The 16,780-nt window shown below is 69.1% G+C and carries 17 protein-coding genes; 13 read left to right on the top strand and 4 right to left on the bottom strand.

Going from position 1 to position 16,780, the window contains the following annotated elements:
* Positions 1-4: 4 nt before the first annotated feature.
* Together IG196_RS30420 and IG196_RS30415 are read right to left on the bottom strand one after the other, a co-directional pair.
* Complete coding sequence (locus IG196_RS30420) at positions 5-1,081, bottom strand: pirin family protein (protein WP_192194214.1); 1,077 nt, start codon at positions 1,079-1,081, stop codon at positions 5-7.
* Between the two features lie 146 nt (positions 1,082-1,227).
* Complete coding sequence (locus IG196_RS30415; RefSeq protein WP_192194213.1) at positions 1,228-1,644, bottom strand: VOC family protein; 417 nt, start codon at positions 1,642-1,644, stop codon at positions 1,228-1,230.
* Between the two features lie 163 nt (positions 1,645-1,807).
* Between IG196_RS30415 and IG196_RS30410 the strand changes: the two genes are divergently transcribed.
* The gene (locus tag IG196_RS30410; protein WP_192194212.1) at positions 1,808-3,382 is read left to right on the top strand and encodes a CYTH and CHAD domain-containing protein; all 1,575 of its coding nucleotides are present in this window, start codon (positions 1,808-1,810) and stop codon (positions 3,380-3,382) included.
* Between the two features lie 57 nt (positions 3,383-3,439).
* On the opposite strand, the gene IG196_RS30405 is transcribed toward IG196_RS30410, so the two are convergent.
* Together IG196_RS30405 and IG196_RS30400 are read right to left on the bottom strand one after the other, a co-directional pair.
* Positions 3,440-3,916 carry an FKBP-type peptidyl-prolyl cis-trans isomerase gene (locus tag IG196_RS30405; protein WP_101490752.1) on the bottom strand — a complete coding sequence of 159 codons (477 nt, stop codon included), beginning with the start codon at positions 3,914-3,916 and terminating at the stop codon, positions 3,440-3,442.
* A 38-nt stretch (positions 3,917-3,954) separates the two neighbouring features.
* Positions 3,955-4,884: a LysR family transcriptional regulator gene (locus IG196_RS30400; protein ID WP_192194211.1), complete on the bottom strand. Its 930-nt coding sequence runs from the start codon at positions 4,882-4,884 to the stop codon at positions 3,955-3,957.
* Positions 4,885-5,023: 139 nt separating this feature from the next.
* Between IG196_RS30400 and IG196_RS30395 the strand changes: the two genes are divergently transcribed.
* The 12 genes from IG196_RS30395 to IG196_RS30340 all read left to right on the top strand — a co-directional run bounded on the left by IG196_RS30395 (position 5,024) and on the right by IG196_RS30340 (position 16,780).
* Positions 5,024-5,617, top strand: a complete 594-nt coding sequence (locus IG196_RS30395) for an NADPH-dependent FMN reductase (RefSeq protein ID WP_192194210.1) — start codon at positions 5,024-5,026, stop codon at positions 5,615-5,617.
* The gene (locus IG196_RS30390; protein WP_192194209.1) at positions 5,614-6,468 is read left to right on the top strand and encodes a pirin family protein; all 855 of its coding nucleotides are present in this window, start codon (positions 5,614-5,616) and stop codon (positions 6,466-6,468) included. Before IG196_RS30395 ends, IG196_RS30390 begins: the two co-directional genes overlap by 4 nt.
* Positions 6,469-6,556: 88 nt before the next feature.
* The gene (locus IG196_RS30385; protein ID WP_192194208.1) at positions 6,557-7,762 is read left to right on the top strand and encodes a M20 aminoacylase family protein; all 1,206 of its coding nucleotides are present in this window, start codon (positions 6,557-6,559) and stop codon (positions 7,760-7,762) included.
* 18 nt (positions 7,763-7,780) lie between these two features.
* Entirely contained in the window at positions 7,781-8,773 is a 993-nt protein-coding gene (locus tag IG196_RS30380) for a tripartite tricarboxylate transporter substrate-binding protein (protein ID WP_192194207.1), read from the top strand.
* A gap of 276 nt (positions 8,774-9,049) precedes the next feature.
* Positions 9,050-10,078, top strand: coding sequence for an IS110 family transposase (locus IG196_RS30375; RefSeq protein ID WP_318646657.1), 1,029 nt, complete (start codon positions 9,050-9,052; stop codon positions 10,076-10,078).
* 262 nt (positions 10,079-10,340) lie between these two features.
* Positions 10,341-11,483, top strand: a complete 1,143-nt coding sequence (locus IG196_RS30370; protein ID WP_192194205.1) for a branched-chain amino acid ABC transporter substrate-binding protein — start codon at positions 10,341-10,343, stop codon at positions 11,481-11,483.
* 11 nt (positions 11,484-11,494) lie between these two features.
* Positions 11,495-12,430, top strand: coding sequence for a 4-hydroxyproline epimerase (locus IG196_RS30365; RefSeq protein ID WP_192194204.1), 936 nt, complete (start codon positions 11,495-11,497; stop codon positions 12,428-12,430).
* A gap of 11 nt (positions 12,431-12,441) precedes the next feature.
* A complete protein-coding gene (locus IG196_RS30360; RefSeq protein ID WP_192194203.1) occupies positions 12,442-13,545 on the top strand; it encodes an NAD(P)/FAD-dependent oxidoreductase in 1,104 nt (367 codons plus the stop codon).
* Positions 13,542-13,790 carry a (2Fe-2S)-binding protein gene (locus IG196_RS30355; RefSeq protein ID WP_192194202.1) on the top strand — a complete coding sequence of 83 codons (249 nt, stop codon included), beginning with the start codon at positions 13,542-13,544 and terminating at the stop codon, positions 13,788-13,790. The genes IG196_RS30360 and IG196_RS30355 overlap by 4 nt, the downstream gene beginning before the upstream one ends.
* Entirely contained in the window at positions 13,787-15,061 is a 1,275-nt protein-coding gene (locus IG196_RS30350; RefSeq protein WP_192194201.1) for an FAD/NAD(P)-binding oxidoreductase, read from the top strand. Before IG196_RS30355 ends, IG196_RS30350 begins: the two co-directional genes overlap by 4 nt.
* 44 nt (positions 15,062-15,105) lie before the next feature.
* Positions 15,106-15,774, top strand: coding sequence for a GntR family transcriptional regulator (locus IG196_RS30345; protein WP_192194200.1), 669 nt, complete (start codon positions 15,106-15,108; stop codon positions 15,772-15,774).
* 79 nt (positions 15,775-15,853) lie between these two features.
* Positions 15,854-16,780, top strand: coding sequence for a fatty acid desaturase family protein (locus tag IG196_RS30340; RefSeq protein WP_192194199.1), 927 nt, complete (start codon positions 15,854-15,856; stop codon positions 16,778-16,780).

Here is a 16,780-nt window from a genome sequence, read left to right as displayed (position 1 = left end):
CAGATCAGGCCCCCGGCACTTCCTCGCGCCCGTCCGGGTGCCGCGCAAAGCGCGCGGCCTCGGCACCATGCACCGGCGCCGGATCGGCCCAGGGCCAGCCACCAAATTGCGTGCGGCGGTAGTCGGCCATCGTCTGGCTGATCTCGGCCTGCGTGTTCATCACGAAGGGGCCGTACTGCGCCACCGGCTCGCCGATCGGGCGGCCCTGCATCAGCAAAAACTCGCCGTCGCCCTCGGGGCCGTTGCACAGTTCTACGGCCGCGTCGGCGCGCAGCTCGATGGCCGCCGGCCCGTCCACGCGCTGGCCCGCCACCTGCGCGGTCGCGCCCTTGAAGAAGTACAGCATGCGCCGCGTGCCCTCGCCGGTGGCGGGCGGCAGCGTCCAGCGCGCGCCGGGCGTCATGCGCAGCGTCCAGATCGCCAGGTCGGCGCCGGCCTGCGCGGCCCATGAATCGGGCGGCGGTGCGAGCGGGTCGATGGCCGCCTGGGCTTGCGCGTCATCGGCGCCAAAGCGCCCGGCGATCACCGCCACCTCGGTGCGGCCGCCCTGCGCGTCGTCCGAGGCGAAGCGCGGAATCGCCTCCGACCAGAACATCGTGAAGTGCGGTTCGGCCATCTTGTTCTTCGCCGGCAGGTTGAGCCAGATCTGGAACAGCTCCAGCGGGTTCGGCGCGCTGGTGTCGAGCAGCGGGAACATCTCCGAATGCACGATGCCCTTGCCGGCCGTGAGCCACTGCACGTCGCCGCCGCCGAAGCGCGCCGTGGCGCCCAGCGAATCGGAATGGTCGATCAGGCCCTTGCGCACGATGGTCACCGTCTCGAAGCCGCGGTGCGGGTGCGACGGAAAGCCCGGCACCGTCTCGCCGTGGTACATGCTCCAGCCGTCTTTGCGGCTGAAGTCCTGGCCGATCTGGCGGCCGGCCAGCGAGGCCTCGGGGCCCATGCGGCCGTTGGCCTTCGGGTACGCGTCGTCGTGGTAGACGCAGAACAGGAACGGGTCGAGCGTCTGCCACGGGAAGCCGAGCGGCTGGACCTGGACGATGGGAGACGGGCTGCTGCTGCTTTCGTTGCTGTCGGACATGTCGGGACTCCTGGGTGGGGTGGGCACAGCCGCCATGCGGGCCGTGCCTGAACCAGGAATATCGGGGCGCCGCCGCCTTTCGGTAGGTGCCTTCCGCGCAACGATCAAGAGCGCATATGGAACGATGGGCATCGTCCGGGCCGGTGTTACTGCGCGGGCATCTCGGCGTTCGGGTCCATGTAGACCAGTTCCCACAGGTGGCCGTCCAGGTCCTGGAAGCCGTGGCCGTACATGAAGCCGTAGTCCTTCGGCTCGCTCGGCGTCGTCGCGCCCGCGGCCACCGCCTTGGCGACCAGGTCTTCGACCTCGGAGCGGCTCTCGCACGACAGGCACACCAGCACCTCGGTGCTCGTGCGGGTGTCGGTGATGGCCTTGGTCGTGAAGGTCTTGAAGAAGTCTTCCATCAGCAGCATCGCGTGGATGCTGCCTTCGTGGATGACCATGCAGGCGGCGTTCGCGTCGGTGAACTGCGGGTTGAAGGTGTAGCCCAGTGCGCCGAAGAACGCCTTGCTCTTGTCGAGGTTCTTGACGGGGAGGTTCACGAAGATCTGCTTGGTGGCCATGGTGTCTTTCCTGTGTCGATGAAGGGTGGATCGGGTGTTTGCCGACGTCTTGTGTACGCCGTCCACAAAAGATATCAAAGAAAATGGACGGTGTCCACATGATTTTTTGAGCCCCCGGAATCGGCCGGCACCACGTCGCTGAGGGAGAAGAAGAGCGGGCATCATGAACACCATGGAAATCGAGTTCAAGTTCTGCATTCCCCCCGACCGCCTGAAGGCCGTCGACACCGCATTGCGGCGCGGCGCCGTCGTGCGCACGCGCCTGCAAGCCCGCTATTTCGACACCGCCGACCAGCGCCTCGTCGCCGACGGCATGGTGCTGCGCCTGCGCAAGGAGGGCCGGCGCTGGGTGCAGACCGTCAAGGCCGCTGGCGACAACGCGCTGCACCGGCTCGAGCACAACGTCGACCTGGGCACCGGCGCCGCCGCGCCCGCCATCGACCCCGCGCGCCACGCCGGCACGCCCGTCGGCGAGCGGCTGGCTCGCCTGCTGCAACCGACCGATGGCGCCCCCGTGCCGCTGGTCGAGCACCAGTCGACCGACATCGTGCGGCTCACGCGCGACCTGCGCGTGAGCGGCCCGGGCGGCGCCGTCGTCGAGATGGCGCTCGACGTCGGCAAGGTCGTCGTGCACGCGGGCACGCCCGCGCAGCGCACCTCGCCCGTGTGCGAGCTGGAGCTCGAACTCAAGAGCGGCGACGTGCAGGGGCTCGTGGCGCTCGCGCGGCGCTGGTCGCAGCAGCACGGCCTGTGGTTCAGCACCGTCTCGAAGGCCGAGCGCGGCATGCGCCTGCTGGCCGAGCAAGAGACGGTGCCCGCCGTCAAGGCTGAGGCGCCGCGCTTCCCGCAGGGCCGAGACGGCCGCGCCCTCCAGCAGGCCGTGGTCGCGTCGTGCCTGGACCAGATGCTGCCCAACGCCAGCGAGATCGCCGCGGGCAGCATCGACGAAGAACAGATCCACCAGCTGCGCATCGGCATCCGCCGCCTGCGCACCGCACTGCGCGAACTCGCGGGGCTCGACGCCGACACGAGCCGCTTCGACGCCGCCATCTGGGAGCCGCCATTGGTCGACGCCTTCCGCGCGCTCGGCGACCTGCGCGACCGCGAACAGGTCGTGAAGCTTGCGCAGCCGCGACTGCGCGAAGCGGGCGCGCCGGAGGTCGATCCGATGGCGGACGATGCCGACGGCGGCACAACCGCGTCAGCGCTGACACCCGGCGACATCGTGCGCGCTGCGGCGTTCCAGGACGTGCTGGTGTCACTGATCGGCTTCACCGCCGCCACGCCGCCGTCGACGGGGTCCGCACCGCTGGCCGCCGACGAGGCCCGCCAGCAGCTGCGCGAACAGCTCCAGCGGTTGCACAAGCAGGCCGTGCGCGACGGCGAGCGTTTCGAATCGCTCGCCACCGAGCATCAGCACCGCGCGCGCAAGCGGCTCAAGCGCCTGCGCTACCTGGCGGAATTTGTGGCGCCGTTGTTTGCCGAGGCGGAAGGCGGAAAAAAGAAGAAGGGCGCGGCCGAGCGCTACCTGAAAGCCCTGCGCCCCGCGCAGGACGCGCTGGGCGAATTCAACGACGAGGCCGTGGCGCTCGCGCTGTACCGCGAGGTCGCATCGCGAGACCCGCGTGCGTGGTTCGCGGTCGGCTGGTTCAGCGCCCGTCGCGCGGCGGGTGCGAAGGCGTGCCGCAAGGCGCTGGAAGAGATCGGCGAGGCGCCGAGGTTCTGGAAGAAGAAGTAACCCGCTGCCGAAGCGAGCGCCGGGCCGCGTGGCCCTCGGTGCTCGTCAGCGACTCACTCAGTGATGGTGCCCGTGCGCCCCATGCACATGCCGGTGCTCGATCTCCACCGGCAGCGCCGCGCGCACGTCCGTCACCTGCAGGCTGAACTTCAGCGCCTTGCCGGCCCAGGGGTGGTTGCCGTCGAGCAGCACGACCGGACCCTTGATCTTGGTCACGGTGAAGACGTGCTCGGTGCCGTCGTCGAGCCGGCCCTGCAGCTGGCCGCCGACCTTCACGCCGGGCGGGAACTCGGTCTTGGGAATGGTGCGCACCAACGCCTCGTCGCGCAGGCCGAAGGCGTCTTCGGGGGCGAGGTTCAGCGTGGTCTGGAAGCCCTTTTCCTGGCCGTCGAGCGCTTGCTCGATCTTGGGCAGGGTGTTCTCGTACCCGCCATGCAGGTAGGCCATCGGCTCGGGGCTGGCTTCAATGAGCTTGCCCTGGGCGTCGGCGACTTTGTACTTGAGGGTGACGACGGTGTCTTTTTCGATTTTCATGGCGGGCATTTTCTGTGGAAATCGATCCGCGTCCGAAGTCAGGTCATCCGCGCCCGCCACACATCCGGCAACGCCTCCTCCTCCCGCAGCTTCTGCGTCACCGTTTCAATGAACGCCGACACCGCCCGCGGCAGGTGCTTGCGGCTCGGGTAGACCACGCTCAGTCCATGCCCGGTGCGCTGGTACTGCGGCAGCACCGGCACCAGCCGCCCGGCCTCCACATCGAGCCGCCCCATGGCCGGCGGCAGCAGCGCGATGCCCAGGTCGGCGATGGCGGCTTTGCGCAATGCCTGCGCGGTGTTGCCGCTGAAACGGCCGCCCACCTGCACTTCTTCTTCCTTGCCGCCGGGCCCGGTCAGGCGCCATGTGGTGCGGCCGCTGGGGTGGGCGGGGGTCACGCAGTCGTGGTCGGCCAGTTCGCCCAGCGTGGCGGGCGTGCCGCGCGCGGCCAGGTAGGCGGGGCTGGCGACGAGGCCGTCGGTGCGCGGGCCGAGCAGCTGGCGGGCGACGTACCCCGAGTCGGCCAGCGCACCGCCGCGGAAGGCGATGTCGATCTGCTCGGCAATGAGGTCGGCCTTGGCATCGCTGAGCACGAACTCGACGCGCACCAGCGGGTACGCCGCCAGGAAGTCGGCCACCCAGGCCATGGGGAAGAAGTCGAAGAAGTCGGCCGTGGCCGCCACGCGCACCCGGCCGCTGGGTTCCTGGCTGCCGGTGATGAGCGCCTGTCCGGCCTCGACCAGCCCGTCGACCGCCTCGGCGCAGCGCTCGTGAAAGTCCTGTCCCGCGCCGGTGAGCGTGAGCTTGCGGGTCGAGCGCTGCAGCAGCCGGGTGCCGAGCTGCGCCTCCAGCTGCTGGATGCGCCGGCTCACGGTGTTGGGCGGCAGGCCCAGCCGGCGGCCGGCCTCGGCAAAGCTGCCGTGGCGCACCACCTGCACGAAGACGGCGATGTCGTTGAGGTCGAGCATGACTAAGCCTATTCCTTCTATTGATGGACGAGTGCAATCCGACTCTACCGTCTAGTCGACCAATGCGTGCATGCCTAACCTTGGGTCCATGGCCTTGCGGCCGTCGACCATCCCCATTTCATTCAGGAGCACGCACCCCATGACCGGACAGCAACAACAACAACCGCGCATCGGCATCGTCATCGGCTCGACCCGCGAAGGCCGCTTCGGCGAGAAGCCCGCGCAGTGGATCCACGAGATCGCCAAGCAGCGCACCGACCTGGCCTTCGAGCTGGTCGACCTGCGCGACCACCCACTGCCCTTTTTCGACGAAGCCGGCGCGCCCGCCTGGGGCCCGGTGAAGAACGAGGCCGCGCAGCGCTGGCAGGCCAAGCTGGCCACCTTCGACGGGCTCATCATCGTCACGCCCGAGTACAACCACGGCCCGAGCGCGGTGCTGAAGAACGCGATCGACTGGGCCTACAAGGAGTTCATCCGCAAGCCGATCGGCTTCGTGGGCTACGGCGGCGTGGGCGCGGCGCGGGCCGTGGAGCAGCTGCGGCTGGTCGCGGTCGAGATGCAGATGGCGCCGGTGCGCCACGCGGTGCACATCGGCATGGTCGAGTTCCTCGGCATCTGGCAGCAGGGCAAGTCCTTCGACGACTTCCCGCACCTGGCGCAGTCGGCCACGGGCCTGCTCGACGACATGGCCTGGTGGACCCGTGCACTGAAGACCGCCAGGGAGGCCGCATGACCACCGCCGTTGCAACAGACACCCGCGCCATCGTCTACCGCACGCGCGGCGCCAAGCACGGGCCGATCACGCGGCTCATGAGCCCGGGCGACCTGGGTGAATACCTCAAGCCCTTCGTGTTCCTCGACCTGTTCGGCTTCGACACCACGGGCGGCCACAAGGGCTTCGGCATGCACCCGCACTCGGGCATCGCCACGCTGACCTGGCTCATCGAAGGCGACACCTTGTACGAGGACACGACCGGCGAACAGGGCGTGCTGCGCGGCGGCGGCGTCGAGTGGATGCGCGCGGGCAACGGCGTGTGGCACACGGGCGCACCGGCGCCGGGCGTGACGCGCGTGCAGGGTTTTCAGCTCTGGGTGGCGCTGCCGGCCGCGGAGGAAAACGCGCCCGCGCAGAGCATCTACCTCGCGCCCTCGCAGGTGCCGCAGGACGGTCCGGCGCGCGTGCTGCTCGGGCGTTACGGCGCGGCGCAGAGCCCCATTCCGGCGCCCTCGCCGATGAACTACCTGGCCGTGCAGCTGAAGGACGGCGAGCGCTGGCGCTACACGCCGCCCGCCGGCCACACGGTGGGCTGGGTCGCGGTGAATGCGGGGCGGCTCGACGCGGGCGACAGCACTGGCGGACCCATCGGCACGGGCGAGCTGGCGGTGTTCGAAGAATCCGACGCGGCGCTTAGCTTCGTGGCGCAGGGCGACACGTCCTTCGTGCTCGGTTCCGCCGTGCCGCATCCGCACGAGCTGGTGATGGGCCACTACTCGGTGCACACGAGCCGCGCGACGCTCGACCGGGGCGAGGCCGAGATCCGCCGCATCGGCGCGAAGCTGCGCGAGGAAGGCCGGCTGGCCTGAACCACGCGTAAGCCAGCATGCGCCGCGCGGGCGGCTGCGCCAGAATCGTTCGCTTCTGTTTTCTCGAACGACCCTGCCGCCGCCCGCCATGAATCTCGTCGACGCCTTCGCCGCCCACGCCACCCATTTCATCGACATCCGGCGCGACATCCACGCGCACCCCGAACTCGGTTTCGAAGAGCACCGCACCTCCGAGAAGGTCGCGAGCCTGCTCGCCGAATGGGGCATCGAGGTGCACCGCGGCATCGCGGGCACGGGCCTGGTCGGCGTGCTGCGCAAGGGCACGGGCACCCGCACCATCGGCCTGCGCGCCGACATGGACGCGCTGCCGCTGAACGAGGCCAACGACTTCGCCCACAAGTCCACGCACGCGGGCCGCATGCACGCCTGCGGGCACGACGGCCACACGACGATGCTGCTGGCCGCCGCCTGGCACCTGTCGCAGCAGGGCCCCACCGACTTCGACGGCACGGTGCATTTCATCTTCCAGCCTGCCGAAGAGATGGGCAAGGCCGGTGCGAAGAAGATGATCGACGAGGGCCTGTTCGAGCGCTTCCCGTGCGACGCGGTGTTTGCGCTGCACAACTTCCCGGTTGGCGACGTGGGCCGCTTTGCGCTCAACGAAGGCGCGCTGATGGCGTCGAGCAACACCTACAAGGTCACGCTGCGCGGGCGCGGCACGCACGCCTCGATGCCGCACACCGGCATCGACCCGGTGGCCGCCGTGGTCACGCTGGCGCAGCAGCTGCAGACGATCGTGCCGCGCACCATTCCGAGCACCGAGCGCGCCCTGCTTGCGGTCACGCAGCTGCAGGGCTCCGACGCGCCCAACGTGATTCCCGATGAAGCCTCGGTGGGCGGCACGGTCCGCACCTTTTCCGTCGAGGCCATCGACAAGATCGAGGCGCGCCTGCGCGAGGTGGCCCAGGGCGTGGCCATGGCGCACGGCTGCACGGCCGACATCTTCTTCAAGCGCTCGTCGCCACCGGTGGTGAACCACGCGGCCGAAGCGCGCTTTGCGGCCGGCGTGATGCGCGAGGTGGTGGGCGAGGACATGGTCACCGACGACTTTCCCGCCGTGATGGGCGCCGAAGACTTCGCGCACATGCTGCTGGCGCGGCCCGGCTGCTACGCGTTCCTGGGCAATGGCGACGGCGACCACCGGCTGGACGGCCACGGGCCCGGCCCTTGCATCATCCACAACACCTCGTTCGACTTCAACGACGAGATCATCCCGATCGGTGCCAGCTACTTCGTGAAGCTGGTGCAGCGCTGGCTGCCGTCGGGCGCCTGACCCATTTTTTTGTTGACGATGAAAGCGGCCCCGCCCATGACTTTTTCTCTGCTGACCCGACGTTCGCTGGCTGCCGCGGCAGCCGCCCTGGCCCTGGGCAGCTTCGGCCTGGCCCATGCGCAGCAACGCGTGATCCACATCATCGTGCCCTTCGGCACGGGCGCCGTGCAGGACACGGTGGCGCGCGCCTTCAACAACGAGCTGGGCGCCGCGCTCGGCGGCAGCGCCATCGTCGAGAACCGCGCGGGCGCGGGCGGCACGGTGGGCGCGGCGATGGCGGCCAAGGCGCCGGCCGACGGCAACACGCTGGTGCTGGCGGCGGCCAGCCACAACATCGCGGGCTTCCTGTACAGCAAGCTGCCCTATGACCCGCTGAAGGACTTCGTGGGCGTGGCCAACGTGGGCAATGCGGGCTATGTGCTGGCGGTGGCCAGCGGCATGAACGTGGCGAGCACGGCCGACTTCATCAAGGAGGTCAAGGCCAACCCCGGCAAGTACAACTACGCCTCGGCCGGCAACGGCAGCGCCACGCACCTGGCGATGGCGTCGTTCCTCGCGAAGGCGGGGCTGCAGATGACGCACATCCCGACCAAGTCGACCGGCGAGGCCGTGAACGAGGTGCTCGCGGGCCGCGTGCAGGCGGTGATCTCGTCGAGCATCGGCGTGATGGGCTTCCAGGACGACGCGCGCATGAAGCTGCTGGCCTCCACGGGCCAGTCGCGCAGCCCCTTCCTGCCGAAACTGCCGACGGTGGGCGAGAGCGGCCTGCCGGGCTACGCCTTCGATTCGTGGATCGGATTGCTGGCGCCGGCGGGCACGCCGAAGGCCGAGGTCGAGCGCATCAACGCGGCGGCCAACAAGGTGCTGGCCGATCCGGTGATCCAGGAACGCTTCAAGCGCCTGGGCGTGGAGCCGCGCAGCCAGAACGTCGAGGCTTTCCAGAAGTTGCTGCGCGCGGACTGGGATGCGATGGGGGTGGTGGTGAAGGCTTCGGGGGCGAAGGTCGACTGACCTTTTTGTTCGCTTGATTCAGCGCTCCTGTTCGGGGCGCGTGCCCGGGCCACCGGGTACTTCCCTCCGCGAATGTCCCCCGCTTCGCTCCTCCTGATATTGTTTAACCCGCTCCCCCTGCGCTAAAGGGAGCCCGTTCGGTGAACCCCGATCTCCTCCTTGGGCCAACCAGCCCGCAATCAAGACTGGGAGCCCGAACGGATTCGACGCTGTAGCTCGAACGGTGTCTTGGGGCGTCGCCAGCCGGGCGCTGGCGATGACCCCGCATATCAGGGTGTGCATGTCGAATGCGGCGCATTGATCCTTCAAGCAAGGAGTACTGCGGTGACATGCAAAGTAGGCGTCGACATCAGCAAGATGAAGCTGGATGCGGCATGGCTCAGAGTGGACGGCAAGTACCGATCCAAGGTGTTTCCCAACAATGCGAGCGGCTTCGCGGACCTGCTGCGATGGCTGGATTTCCATCTGCCCGACGGCAAGGCCGACGCCCATGTGTGCATGGAAGCCACGGGCACGTACCACGAGGGCCTGGCGTTTTTCCTGCATGACCATGCCGTGGCGGTCTCGGTCGTGAACCCGCTGCAGGTCAAGCGATTCATGGAGCTGGAGCGGGTGCGCAACAAGACTGACGAAGGCGATGCGAAGGCCCTGGCGCGGTTTTGCGACAAGACAGAGCCACCGGTGTGGGAGGCGCCTTCCGCGGGCGTGCGCTCCCTGCAAGCGCTGGTGGCCCGACTGGACACGCTGCAGGAGCTCAGGCAGGGAGAGTTGAATCGACTGGAAGTCGCTCACGACTCGGTCAAGCCCTCCTTTGTTGCAGTCATCACCAGCCTGGACGAATCCATCGAAGAGGTGCGCAAGAAGATCCGTCAGACCATCGACGACGACCCCGATCTGCACCAGCGCAGCGAGCTTCTGGCCTCGATTCCCGGCCTGGGCGACAGGACAATCCCCCAGCTGCTGGCGTACATCGGGCGTCCCGAGCGGTTCACGTCCGTGAAGGCGCTGATCGCCTATGCCAGCCTGACGCCGATGATTCGGCAGTCCGGAACCTCGCTGGACAAGCGACGAGGCACACACCCGCAGGGGCATCGGGAGTTGAAGAAGGCGCTGTACTTCCCGGCCATGGTGGCGGGCAAGTACAACCCGCTGATCGCCGAGTTCTGGCAACGCCTGAAGGCGCAGAACAAGCCCGGCAAGCTCATCGTGGTGGCCTGCATGCACAAGCTGCTGGCCATCGCCTACGGTGTGCTGAGATCCCGAAAACCCTTTGATGCGAACTACCTCAAGGCAACCAACCCTTGACGAACACAACGGTGTCTTGATTTCGCTGCGGGAAGCACCCAGCGTCCCGGGCACGCCGGGCGCTGTCGTTGTGCTCTCCGTCGGCGGGATCGCCGCCCTGAACGGCTCGTTTGTTCACAGATATCACAGAAGCCCTCAGCCGGAAAGAGCGCTTGCCCCACAGATATCTATGAGATATGTAATTAATATATTTAAACTGCGACAGGTACCCGATGTAGTTGGCCCCTGTCGTTTTTCATTGTTCTTAACCCTAGGACGAAGCATGAAGTCACAAGCAGGCATGGTTTCCTCTCTCAGTCTCGCGGGCCTTGTTGCCCTGGCCGTGGCAAGCCCCGCGCATGCGCAGGAGCAGGTGGTCAAGATCGGTCACAGCGGTCCGCTGTCGGGTCCCAACGCCTTCGCGGGCAAGGACAATGAAAACGGCATCCGCCTGGCCATCGAGGAGCTCAACGCGAAGAAGCTCAGCGTCGGCGGCAAGACGCTGAAGTTCGAGCTGATCTCCGAAGACGACCAGTGCGACGCCAAGACCGGCGTGAGCGTGGCGCAGAAGTTCGTCGACGACGGCGTCAAGTTCGTCATGGGCCCGTACTGCTCGGGCGTGGCCATTCCGGCTTCGCGCATCTACAGCGACGGCGGCACGCTGGTCTCCACCGTGGGCACCAACCCGAAGGTCACGCAGGGCGGCTACAAGAACCTGTACCGCATCATCGCCAGCGACAACCAGATCGGTGGCGCCATGGCCGTGTACGCGGCCAAGGAACTGAAGGTGAAGAAGGTCGGCGTGATCGACGACCGCACGGCCTTCGGCCAGGGCCTCGCCGAAGAGTTCACCAAGGAGGCCAAGAAGCAGGGCCTCACGATCGTGGGCCAGGAATTCACCACCGACAAGGCCGTCGATTTCACCGCCATCCTGACCAACATGAAGGGCAAGGCGCCCGAGGCGATCTTCTTCGGCGGCTACGCGCCGCAGGCCGCGCCCATGGCGCGCCAGATGAAGCAGCTGGCCGTGCCCGGCAAGCTGCTGGGCGGCGACACCGTGTGCAGCCCGGCCACCGGCAAGATCGGCGGCGACGCGGTGAACGACCTGGTGTTCTGCGCGCAGGGCGGCTCCATGCTCGAGAAGGCGCAGAGCGGCCCGGCGTTCAAGGAGAAGTTCAAGAAGCGCTTCAACATCGATCCCGATGCGTACGCCGCTTCGTACTACGACCAGGTGCTGTTCATCGGCGAGTCGATGAAGAAGGCCAACACCATCGACCCCGACAAGGTCGGCGCCGAGCTCTACAAGACCACCTACAAGGGCCTGGCCGCCACCTACGCGTACGACGACAAGGGCAACATGAAGCAGGCGCCCATCACCGTCTTCACGTTCAAGAACGCGGCCCCCGTGCCCATCGCCAGTTACTGAGCCCCACACGCATGCAACGCATCCAGGTCATCGACTCGCACACGGGCGGCGAGCCCACGCGCCTTGTGATCGGCGGCTTTCCCGATCTGGGAAAGGGCTCCATGGCCGAGCGCCGCGCGCTGCTGGCCGATCAGCACGACAAGTGGCGCGCAGCCGCCGTGCTCGAGCCGCGTGGCAGCGACGTCGTGGTCGGCGCGCTGCTGTGCGAGCCGGTGTCGCCCGATGCGGCGGCGGGCGTGGTCTTCTTCAACAACGCCGGTTATCTGGGCATGTGCGGCCACGGCACCATCGGGCTGGTCGCGAGCCTGGCGCACATGGGGCGCATCGGCGTGGGCGAGCACCGCATCGAAACACCCGTGGGCACGGTGACGACCACGCTGCATGAAGACGGCTCGGTGAGCGTGCGCAACGTGCCCGCGTACCGGCACCTGCACCAGGCGGCGGTCGATCTGCCCGGCCACGGCACCGTGCGCGGCGACGTGGCGTGGGGCGGCAACTGGTTCTTCCTCGTGAGCGAACACGGCCAGCGCGTGGCGAGCGACAACCTCGCGGCGCTGACCGACTACACGGCTGCCTTGCGCAAGGCGCTGGCGGCGCAGGGCATCACGGGCGCGAACGGCGCGGAGATCGACCACATCGAACTCTTTGCTGACGACGATGCCGGCGCCGACAGCCGCAACTTCGTGCTGTGCCCCGGCAACGCCTACGACCGCTCGCCCTGCGGCACCGGCACCAGTGCCAAGATCGCCTGCCTCGCGGCCGACGGCAAGCTCGCGCCGGGCGCGGTGTGGACGCAGGCCAGCGTGATCGGCAGCGTCTTCGAGGCCAGCTACGCGATGGACGGCGACCAGGTCATTCCCACGTTGCGCGGCCGCGCGCACATCAGTGCCGAGGCCACGCTGCTTATCGACGACGAAGACCCCTTCGGCTGGGGCATCCGGCTCTGACACCGGCGCGCATGGACGCGGACGTCATCGTCATCGGCGCCGGCATCGTCGGCGCGGCGTGTGCCCATGCGCTGGCACAGGCCGGGCGCCGCGTGTGCGTGCTCGATGCGCGCCTCGGTGGCGCCACCGGCGCGGGCATGGGCCACCTGGTGGTGATGGACGACAACGCGGCCGAGCTCGAACTCAGCCGCCATTCGGTCGCGCAGTGGCGCGGCCTTGCGCCGCGCCTGGGCGCCGACTGCACCTACAGCCCCTGCGGCACGCTCTGGATCGCGGCGAACGACGAAGAAATGGCCGAGGCCGAACGCAAGCAGCAGCGGCTGGGCGCGCTCGGCATCGAGAGCCGCCTGCTGGGCGCGAGCGAACTCGTGCGCGCCGAGCCCGCCCTGCGCCCCGGCCTGTCGGGCGCGCTCGAAGTGCCGGGCGACGGCATCCTCTATGCGCCGAATGCGGCGCGCTGGCTGCTCGCGCAACATGCGGCGTCGGTGCAGGTCGAACACGCGAAGGTCGACGCCATCGAAGACGACGGCACGCTGCGCCTGGCCGACGGCAGCCGCCGTCGCGCGCCGCAGGTCGTGCTCGCCAACGGCATCGAGGCGACGACGCTGTGTCCCGAGCTGCCGATCCGCCCGAAGAAGGGCCACCTGCTCATCACCGACCGCTACCCGGGCACGGTGCACCACCAACTCGTCGAGCTCGGCTACGTGACCAGTGCGCACCACAGCGACGGCGATTCGGTCGCCTTCAACGTGCAGCCGCGGCCCACGGGGCAGTTGCTGGTCGGTTCGTCGCGCCAGTTCGACACGACCGACTTGGCCGTCGAGACGCCGATGCTCGCGCGCATGCTGCAGCGCACGCTCGACTACCTGCCGGGGCTCGCCGGCCTGAATGCCGTGCGCGCGTGGACCGGCCTGCGCGCCGCCTCGCCCGACGGCCTGCCGCTGCTGGGCAAGCACCCGTGGCGAGAGAAGCTCTGGCTCGCCGTCGGCCATGAAGGGCTGGGCGTGACGACGGCGCCGGGCAGCGCGCATGTGCTCGCGGCGCTGATGACCGGCACGACGCCCGATTTCGACGCCGCGCCGTATGCGCCGCGCGGCCTGCGGGAGAGGGCATGAGCGATCAGACGCAACTGCACATCGATGGCCAACAGGTGCGCGTGAAGGCAGGCAGCTCGGTCGCCGCCGCCTTGCGCGTTGCAGGCGGCATGGGCGCGGCGCGCACCTCGGTCACGGGCCAGCCGCGTGCGCCGTTCTGCGGCATGGGCGTGTGCCAGGAATGCCGCGTGCAGATCGATGGGCGGCGCCGCCTCGCATGCCAGACCGTGTGCGCCGAGGGCATGCACGTGGAGACGACGGCATGAGCGGCGTGGCGATCGAAGCTTGCGATGTGCTGGTCGTCGGCGCGGGCCCCGCAGGCATGGCCGCGGCCGTGGCGGCGGCGCCCAGCGGCGCGTCGGTCGTGGTGATCGACGACAACCCCGCGCCCGGCGGACAGATCTGGCGCGACGGCCCCGGCGCGTCGTTGCCGCCGGTGGCACGCCAGTGGCGCGAGGCGCTCGCACGCCACGCGAACATCCGCGTGCGCAGCGGCACGCGTGTCGTCGCTGCGCCTGCTTCGCATGAATTGCTGCTTGAAGACGCCGAGGGCGCGACGCGCATGCAGTGGAAAAAACTGATCCTGTGCACCGGCGCGCGCGAGCTGCTGCTGCCCTTCCCCGGCTGGACGCTGCCCGGCGTGACGGGCGCGGGCGGGCTGCAGGCGCTGATCAAGGCCGGCTTGCCAGTCGAGGGCGAACGCATCGTCATCGCGGGCAGCGGGCCTTTGCTGCTGGCCGCTGCCGCCACGGCCAAAGCGGCGGGCGCGCAGGTGCTGCGCATCGCCGAGCAGGCGTCGCTCGCTTCGGTCGCGGCCTTCGGTGCCAGCCTCGTGCGCTGGCCCGGCAAGGCCGTGCAGGCGCTCACGCTGGCCGATGCGCGCTACCGCACCGCGTCGCGTGTGGTCTCGGCGCAAGGCACGACGCAGGTCGAATCGGTGCGGCTGCGCCAAGGTGATCGCGAGGTCGAGATGGCCTGCGATCGCATCGCCTGCGGCTTCGGGCTCACGCCCAACACGCAGCTGGGCCAGCTGCTCGGCTGCGCACTCACGGGGCAAGCCATCACAGTCGATGCGCTGCAGGCCACGAGCGTCGCGGGCGTCTACGCGGCCGGCGAATGCACCGGCTTCGGCGGCAGCGAGCGCGCGCTGGTGCAGGGCACCATCGCGGGCCATGCGGCGGTCGGCGAGGCCGCCAAGGCCCGCACCCACGACCGCGAACGCGCCCGCTGGGACGCCTTCGCCGCCCAACTGCATCGCCGCTTCGCGCTGGCCGACGACCTCAAGGCCATGCCCCGCCCCGACACGCTCGTGTGCCGCTGCGAGGACGTGCCGTTTTCCGCACTCTCGGCCTGCACCGGCTGGACCGATGCCAAGCTGCACCGCCGCTGCGGCATGGGCGCCTGCCAGGGGCGCGTCTGCGGCGACGCGGCGCAGTTCCTGTTCGGCTGGACGCCGCCCGCGCCGCGCCCGCCGCTGGTGCCGGTCCGCATCGAGACACTGGCCGGGCTCGCAGCGCCCGGCGACGCCCGACAATGACGGCCCCGCATCTGTACACGCACGAGCACACCCACATCCCCACCATGGCCGCCCCGAAGACCGCTCCCCGACCCCCGCCCAAGCGCCGCGCGGCCGACCTGGCCTACGACGCCATCGAGGCGCTGCTGTCCACCATGCAGCTGGAGCCCGGCAGCCAGATCGTCGAGGCCGAGCTGGCCGAGCGCACGGGCCTGGGCCGCACGCCGGTGCGCGAGGCGCTGATGCGCATGGTGTCGATCGGCCTCATCGTGCAGCAGCCGCGCCGCGGCCTGCTGGTGTCGACCATCGACCTGGCCGACCACCTGGACGTGATCCAGACCCGGCGCGTGCTCGAGCAGCTGATTGCCGCCTGCGCCGCGCGCCGCGCCACCGCACCGCAGCGCCAGGCCATCGTGCGCTGCGCCGAGGCCATGGTCGAAGCCGCCGGCCGCGGCGAACTGACCGACTACATGCACGCCGACCGCGCGCTCGACCTCGTCACGCATCACGCGAGCCACAACGACTCGGCGGTGAAGGCGGTGGTGCCGCTCATCGTGCAGTGCCGGCGCTTCTGGTACGCCTACCAGCACGAGGGCGAGATCGTCGAGGGCGCCAACGCGCACCTCGAACTGGCGCAGGGCATCGCCACCGGCGACGAGGCCGCGGCCATCGCGGGCGCCGAGCGGCTCATGGACTACCTCGAAGTCTTCGCCCGAAAAATCATCGACAAGTAGGCCGAAGGGCCTCGCCCGCACGCGTCCACACCGGGGAACTACGCGTGATCTGCCCGCGCCTTCGCCGCATACTGGCCCGATGGCCGCTGCACCCCGCGCTCAACCCGACGACTTCTTCACCCCCGACGAGTGGCAATCGCTCACCACGCGCTCGTCGTGGCGGGGCTTGTGGCTGGTGGCGCACTGCTGGGGCGTGATCGGCGCCGCGATGGCGGTGGGCATCGTGTGGCCCTGGACCATCCCGCTCATGGTGCCGATCGTCGGCACGCGCCAGCTGGGCCTGTTCATCCTCATGCACGACGCCGCGCACGCGGGGCTGCACCGCAACCGCAAGGTCAACGACTGGGTCGGCTACTGGCTGTGCTCGCCCACGCTGCGCGACTACCGGCCGTATCACCTGCAGCACCACCGCTTCGTGCAGCAGACGGAAGACCCGGACCTGGTGCTGTCGGCGCCCTTTCCGATCTCGCGCGACTCGATGTGGCGCAAGGTCGTGCGCGACCTGAGCGGGCAGACCTTCTACAAGCAGCGCTTCGGCCACATCGCCGACGCCCTGCGCCAGAGTGCGCCGGGCGAGTCGGCGTTGCGCGTGTTCGCGCGCGCGCTGGCAAAAGACAAGCGCTTTCTCATCGGCAACGGCCTGGGTCTGCTGGCCTTCACGCTCGCCGGTGTGGGGTGGGCCTGGGTGCTGATGTGGCTGCTGCCGATGGCGACCTGGCTGCCGCTCGTGAGCCGCGTGCGCAACATCGCCGAGCATGCGCTGGTGGCGCAGAACGAGGCCGACCCGCTGCGCCAGGCGCGCACCACGCACGCCGGCTGGCTCGAACGCATCTTCGTGGCGCCCTACTGGGTCAACTACCACTGCGAGCACCACATGTTCACCAACCTGCCCTGCTGGGCGCTGCCGAAGGCGCACCGCCTGCTGCAGCGCCAGGGCGCGACCGCGCGCATGAAAGTGCAGCCCGGCTACCTGCAGCTGCTGCGCCAGGCCGCGCCAGTGGCGTAA

The organism is Variovorax sp. 38R, from assembly GCF_014843395.1.
In the GTDB taxonomy this organism is placed as follows: domain Bacteria; phylum Pseudomonadota; class Gammaproteobacteria; order Burkholderiales; family Burkholderiaceae_C; genus Variovorax; species Variovorax paradoxus_H.
This window is presented reverse-complemented; position numbering and strand designations above follow the sequence as displayed.

Coding starts and splice junctions, on each gene's coding strand:
- IG196_RS30420 (WP_192194214.1), bottom strand. CDS start 1,081: ATGTCCGACAGCAACGAAAGCAGCAGCAGCCCGTCTCCCATCGTCCAG.
- IG196_RS30415 (WP_192194213.1), bottom strand. CDS start 1,644: ATGGCCACCAAGCAGATCTTCGTGAACCTCCCCGTCAAGAACCTCGAC.
- IG196_RS30410 (WP_192194212.1), top strand. CDS start 1,808: ATGAACACCATGGAAATCGAGTTCAAGTTCTGCATTCCCCCCGACCGC.
- IG196_RS30405 (WP_101490752.1), bottom strand. CDS start 3,916: ATGAAAATCGAAAAAGACACCGTCGTCACCCTCAAGTACAAAGTCGCC.
- IG196_RS30400 (WP_192194211.1), bottom strand. CDS start 4,884: ATGCTCGACCTCAACGACATCGCCGTCTTCGTGCAGGTGGTGCGCCAC.
- IG196_RS30395 (WP_192194210.1), top strand. CDS start 5,024: ATGACCGGACAGCAACAACAACAACCGCGCATCGGCATCGTCATCGGC.
- IG196_RS30390 (WP_192194209.1), top strand. CDS start 5,614: ATGACCACCGCCGTTGCAACAGACACCCGCGCCATCGTCTACCGCACG.
- IG196_RS30385 (WP_192194208.1), top strand. CDS start 6,557: ATGAATCTCGTCGACGCCTTCGCCGCCCACGCCACCCATTTCATCGAC.
- IG196_RS30380 (WP_192194207.1), top strand. CDS start 7,781: ATGAAAGCGGCCCCGCCCATGACTTTTTCTCTGCTGACCCGACGTTCG.
- IG196_RS30370 (WP_192194205.1), top strand. CDS start 10,341: ATGAAGTCACAAGCAGGCATGGTTTCCTCTCTCAGTCTCGCGGGCCTT.
- IG196_RS30365 (WP_192194204.1), top strand. CDS start 11,495: ATGCAACGCATCCAGGTCATCGACTCGCACACGGGCGGCGAGCCCACG.
- IG196_RS30360 (WP_192194203.1), top strand. CDS start 12,442: ATGGACGCGGACGTCATCGTCATCGGCGCCGGCATCGTCGGCGCGGCG.
- IG196_RS30355 (WP_192194202.1), top strand. CDS start 13,542: ATGAGCGATCAGACGCAACTGCACATCGATGGCCAACAGGTGCGCGTG.
- IG196_RS30350 (WP_192194201.1), top strand. CDS start 13,787: ATGAGCGGCGTGGCGATCGAAGCTTGCGATGTGCTGGTCGTCGGCGCG.
- IG196_RS30345 (WP_192194200.1), top strand. CDS start 15,106: ATGGCCGCCCCGAAGACCGCTCCCCGACCCCCGCCCAAGCGCCGCGCG.
- IG196_RS30340 (WP_192194199.1), top strand. CDS start 15,854: ATGGCCGCTGCACCCCGCGCTCAACCCGACGACTTCTTCACCCCCGAC.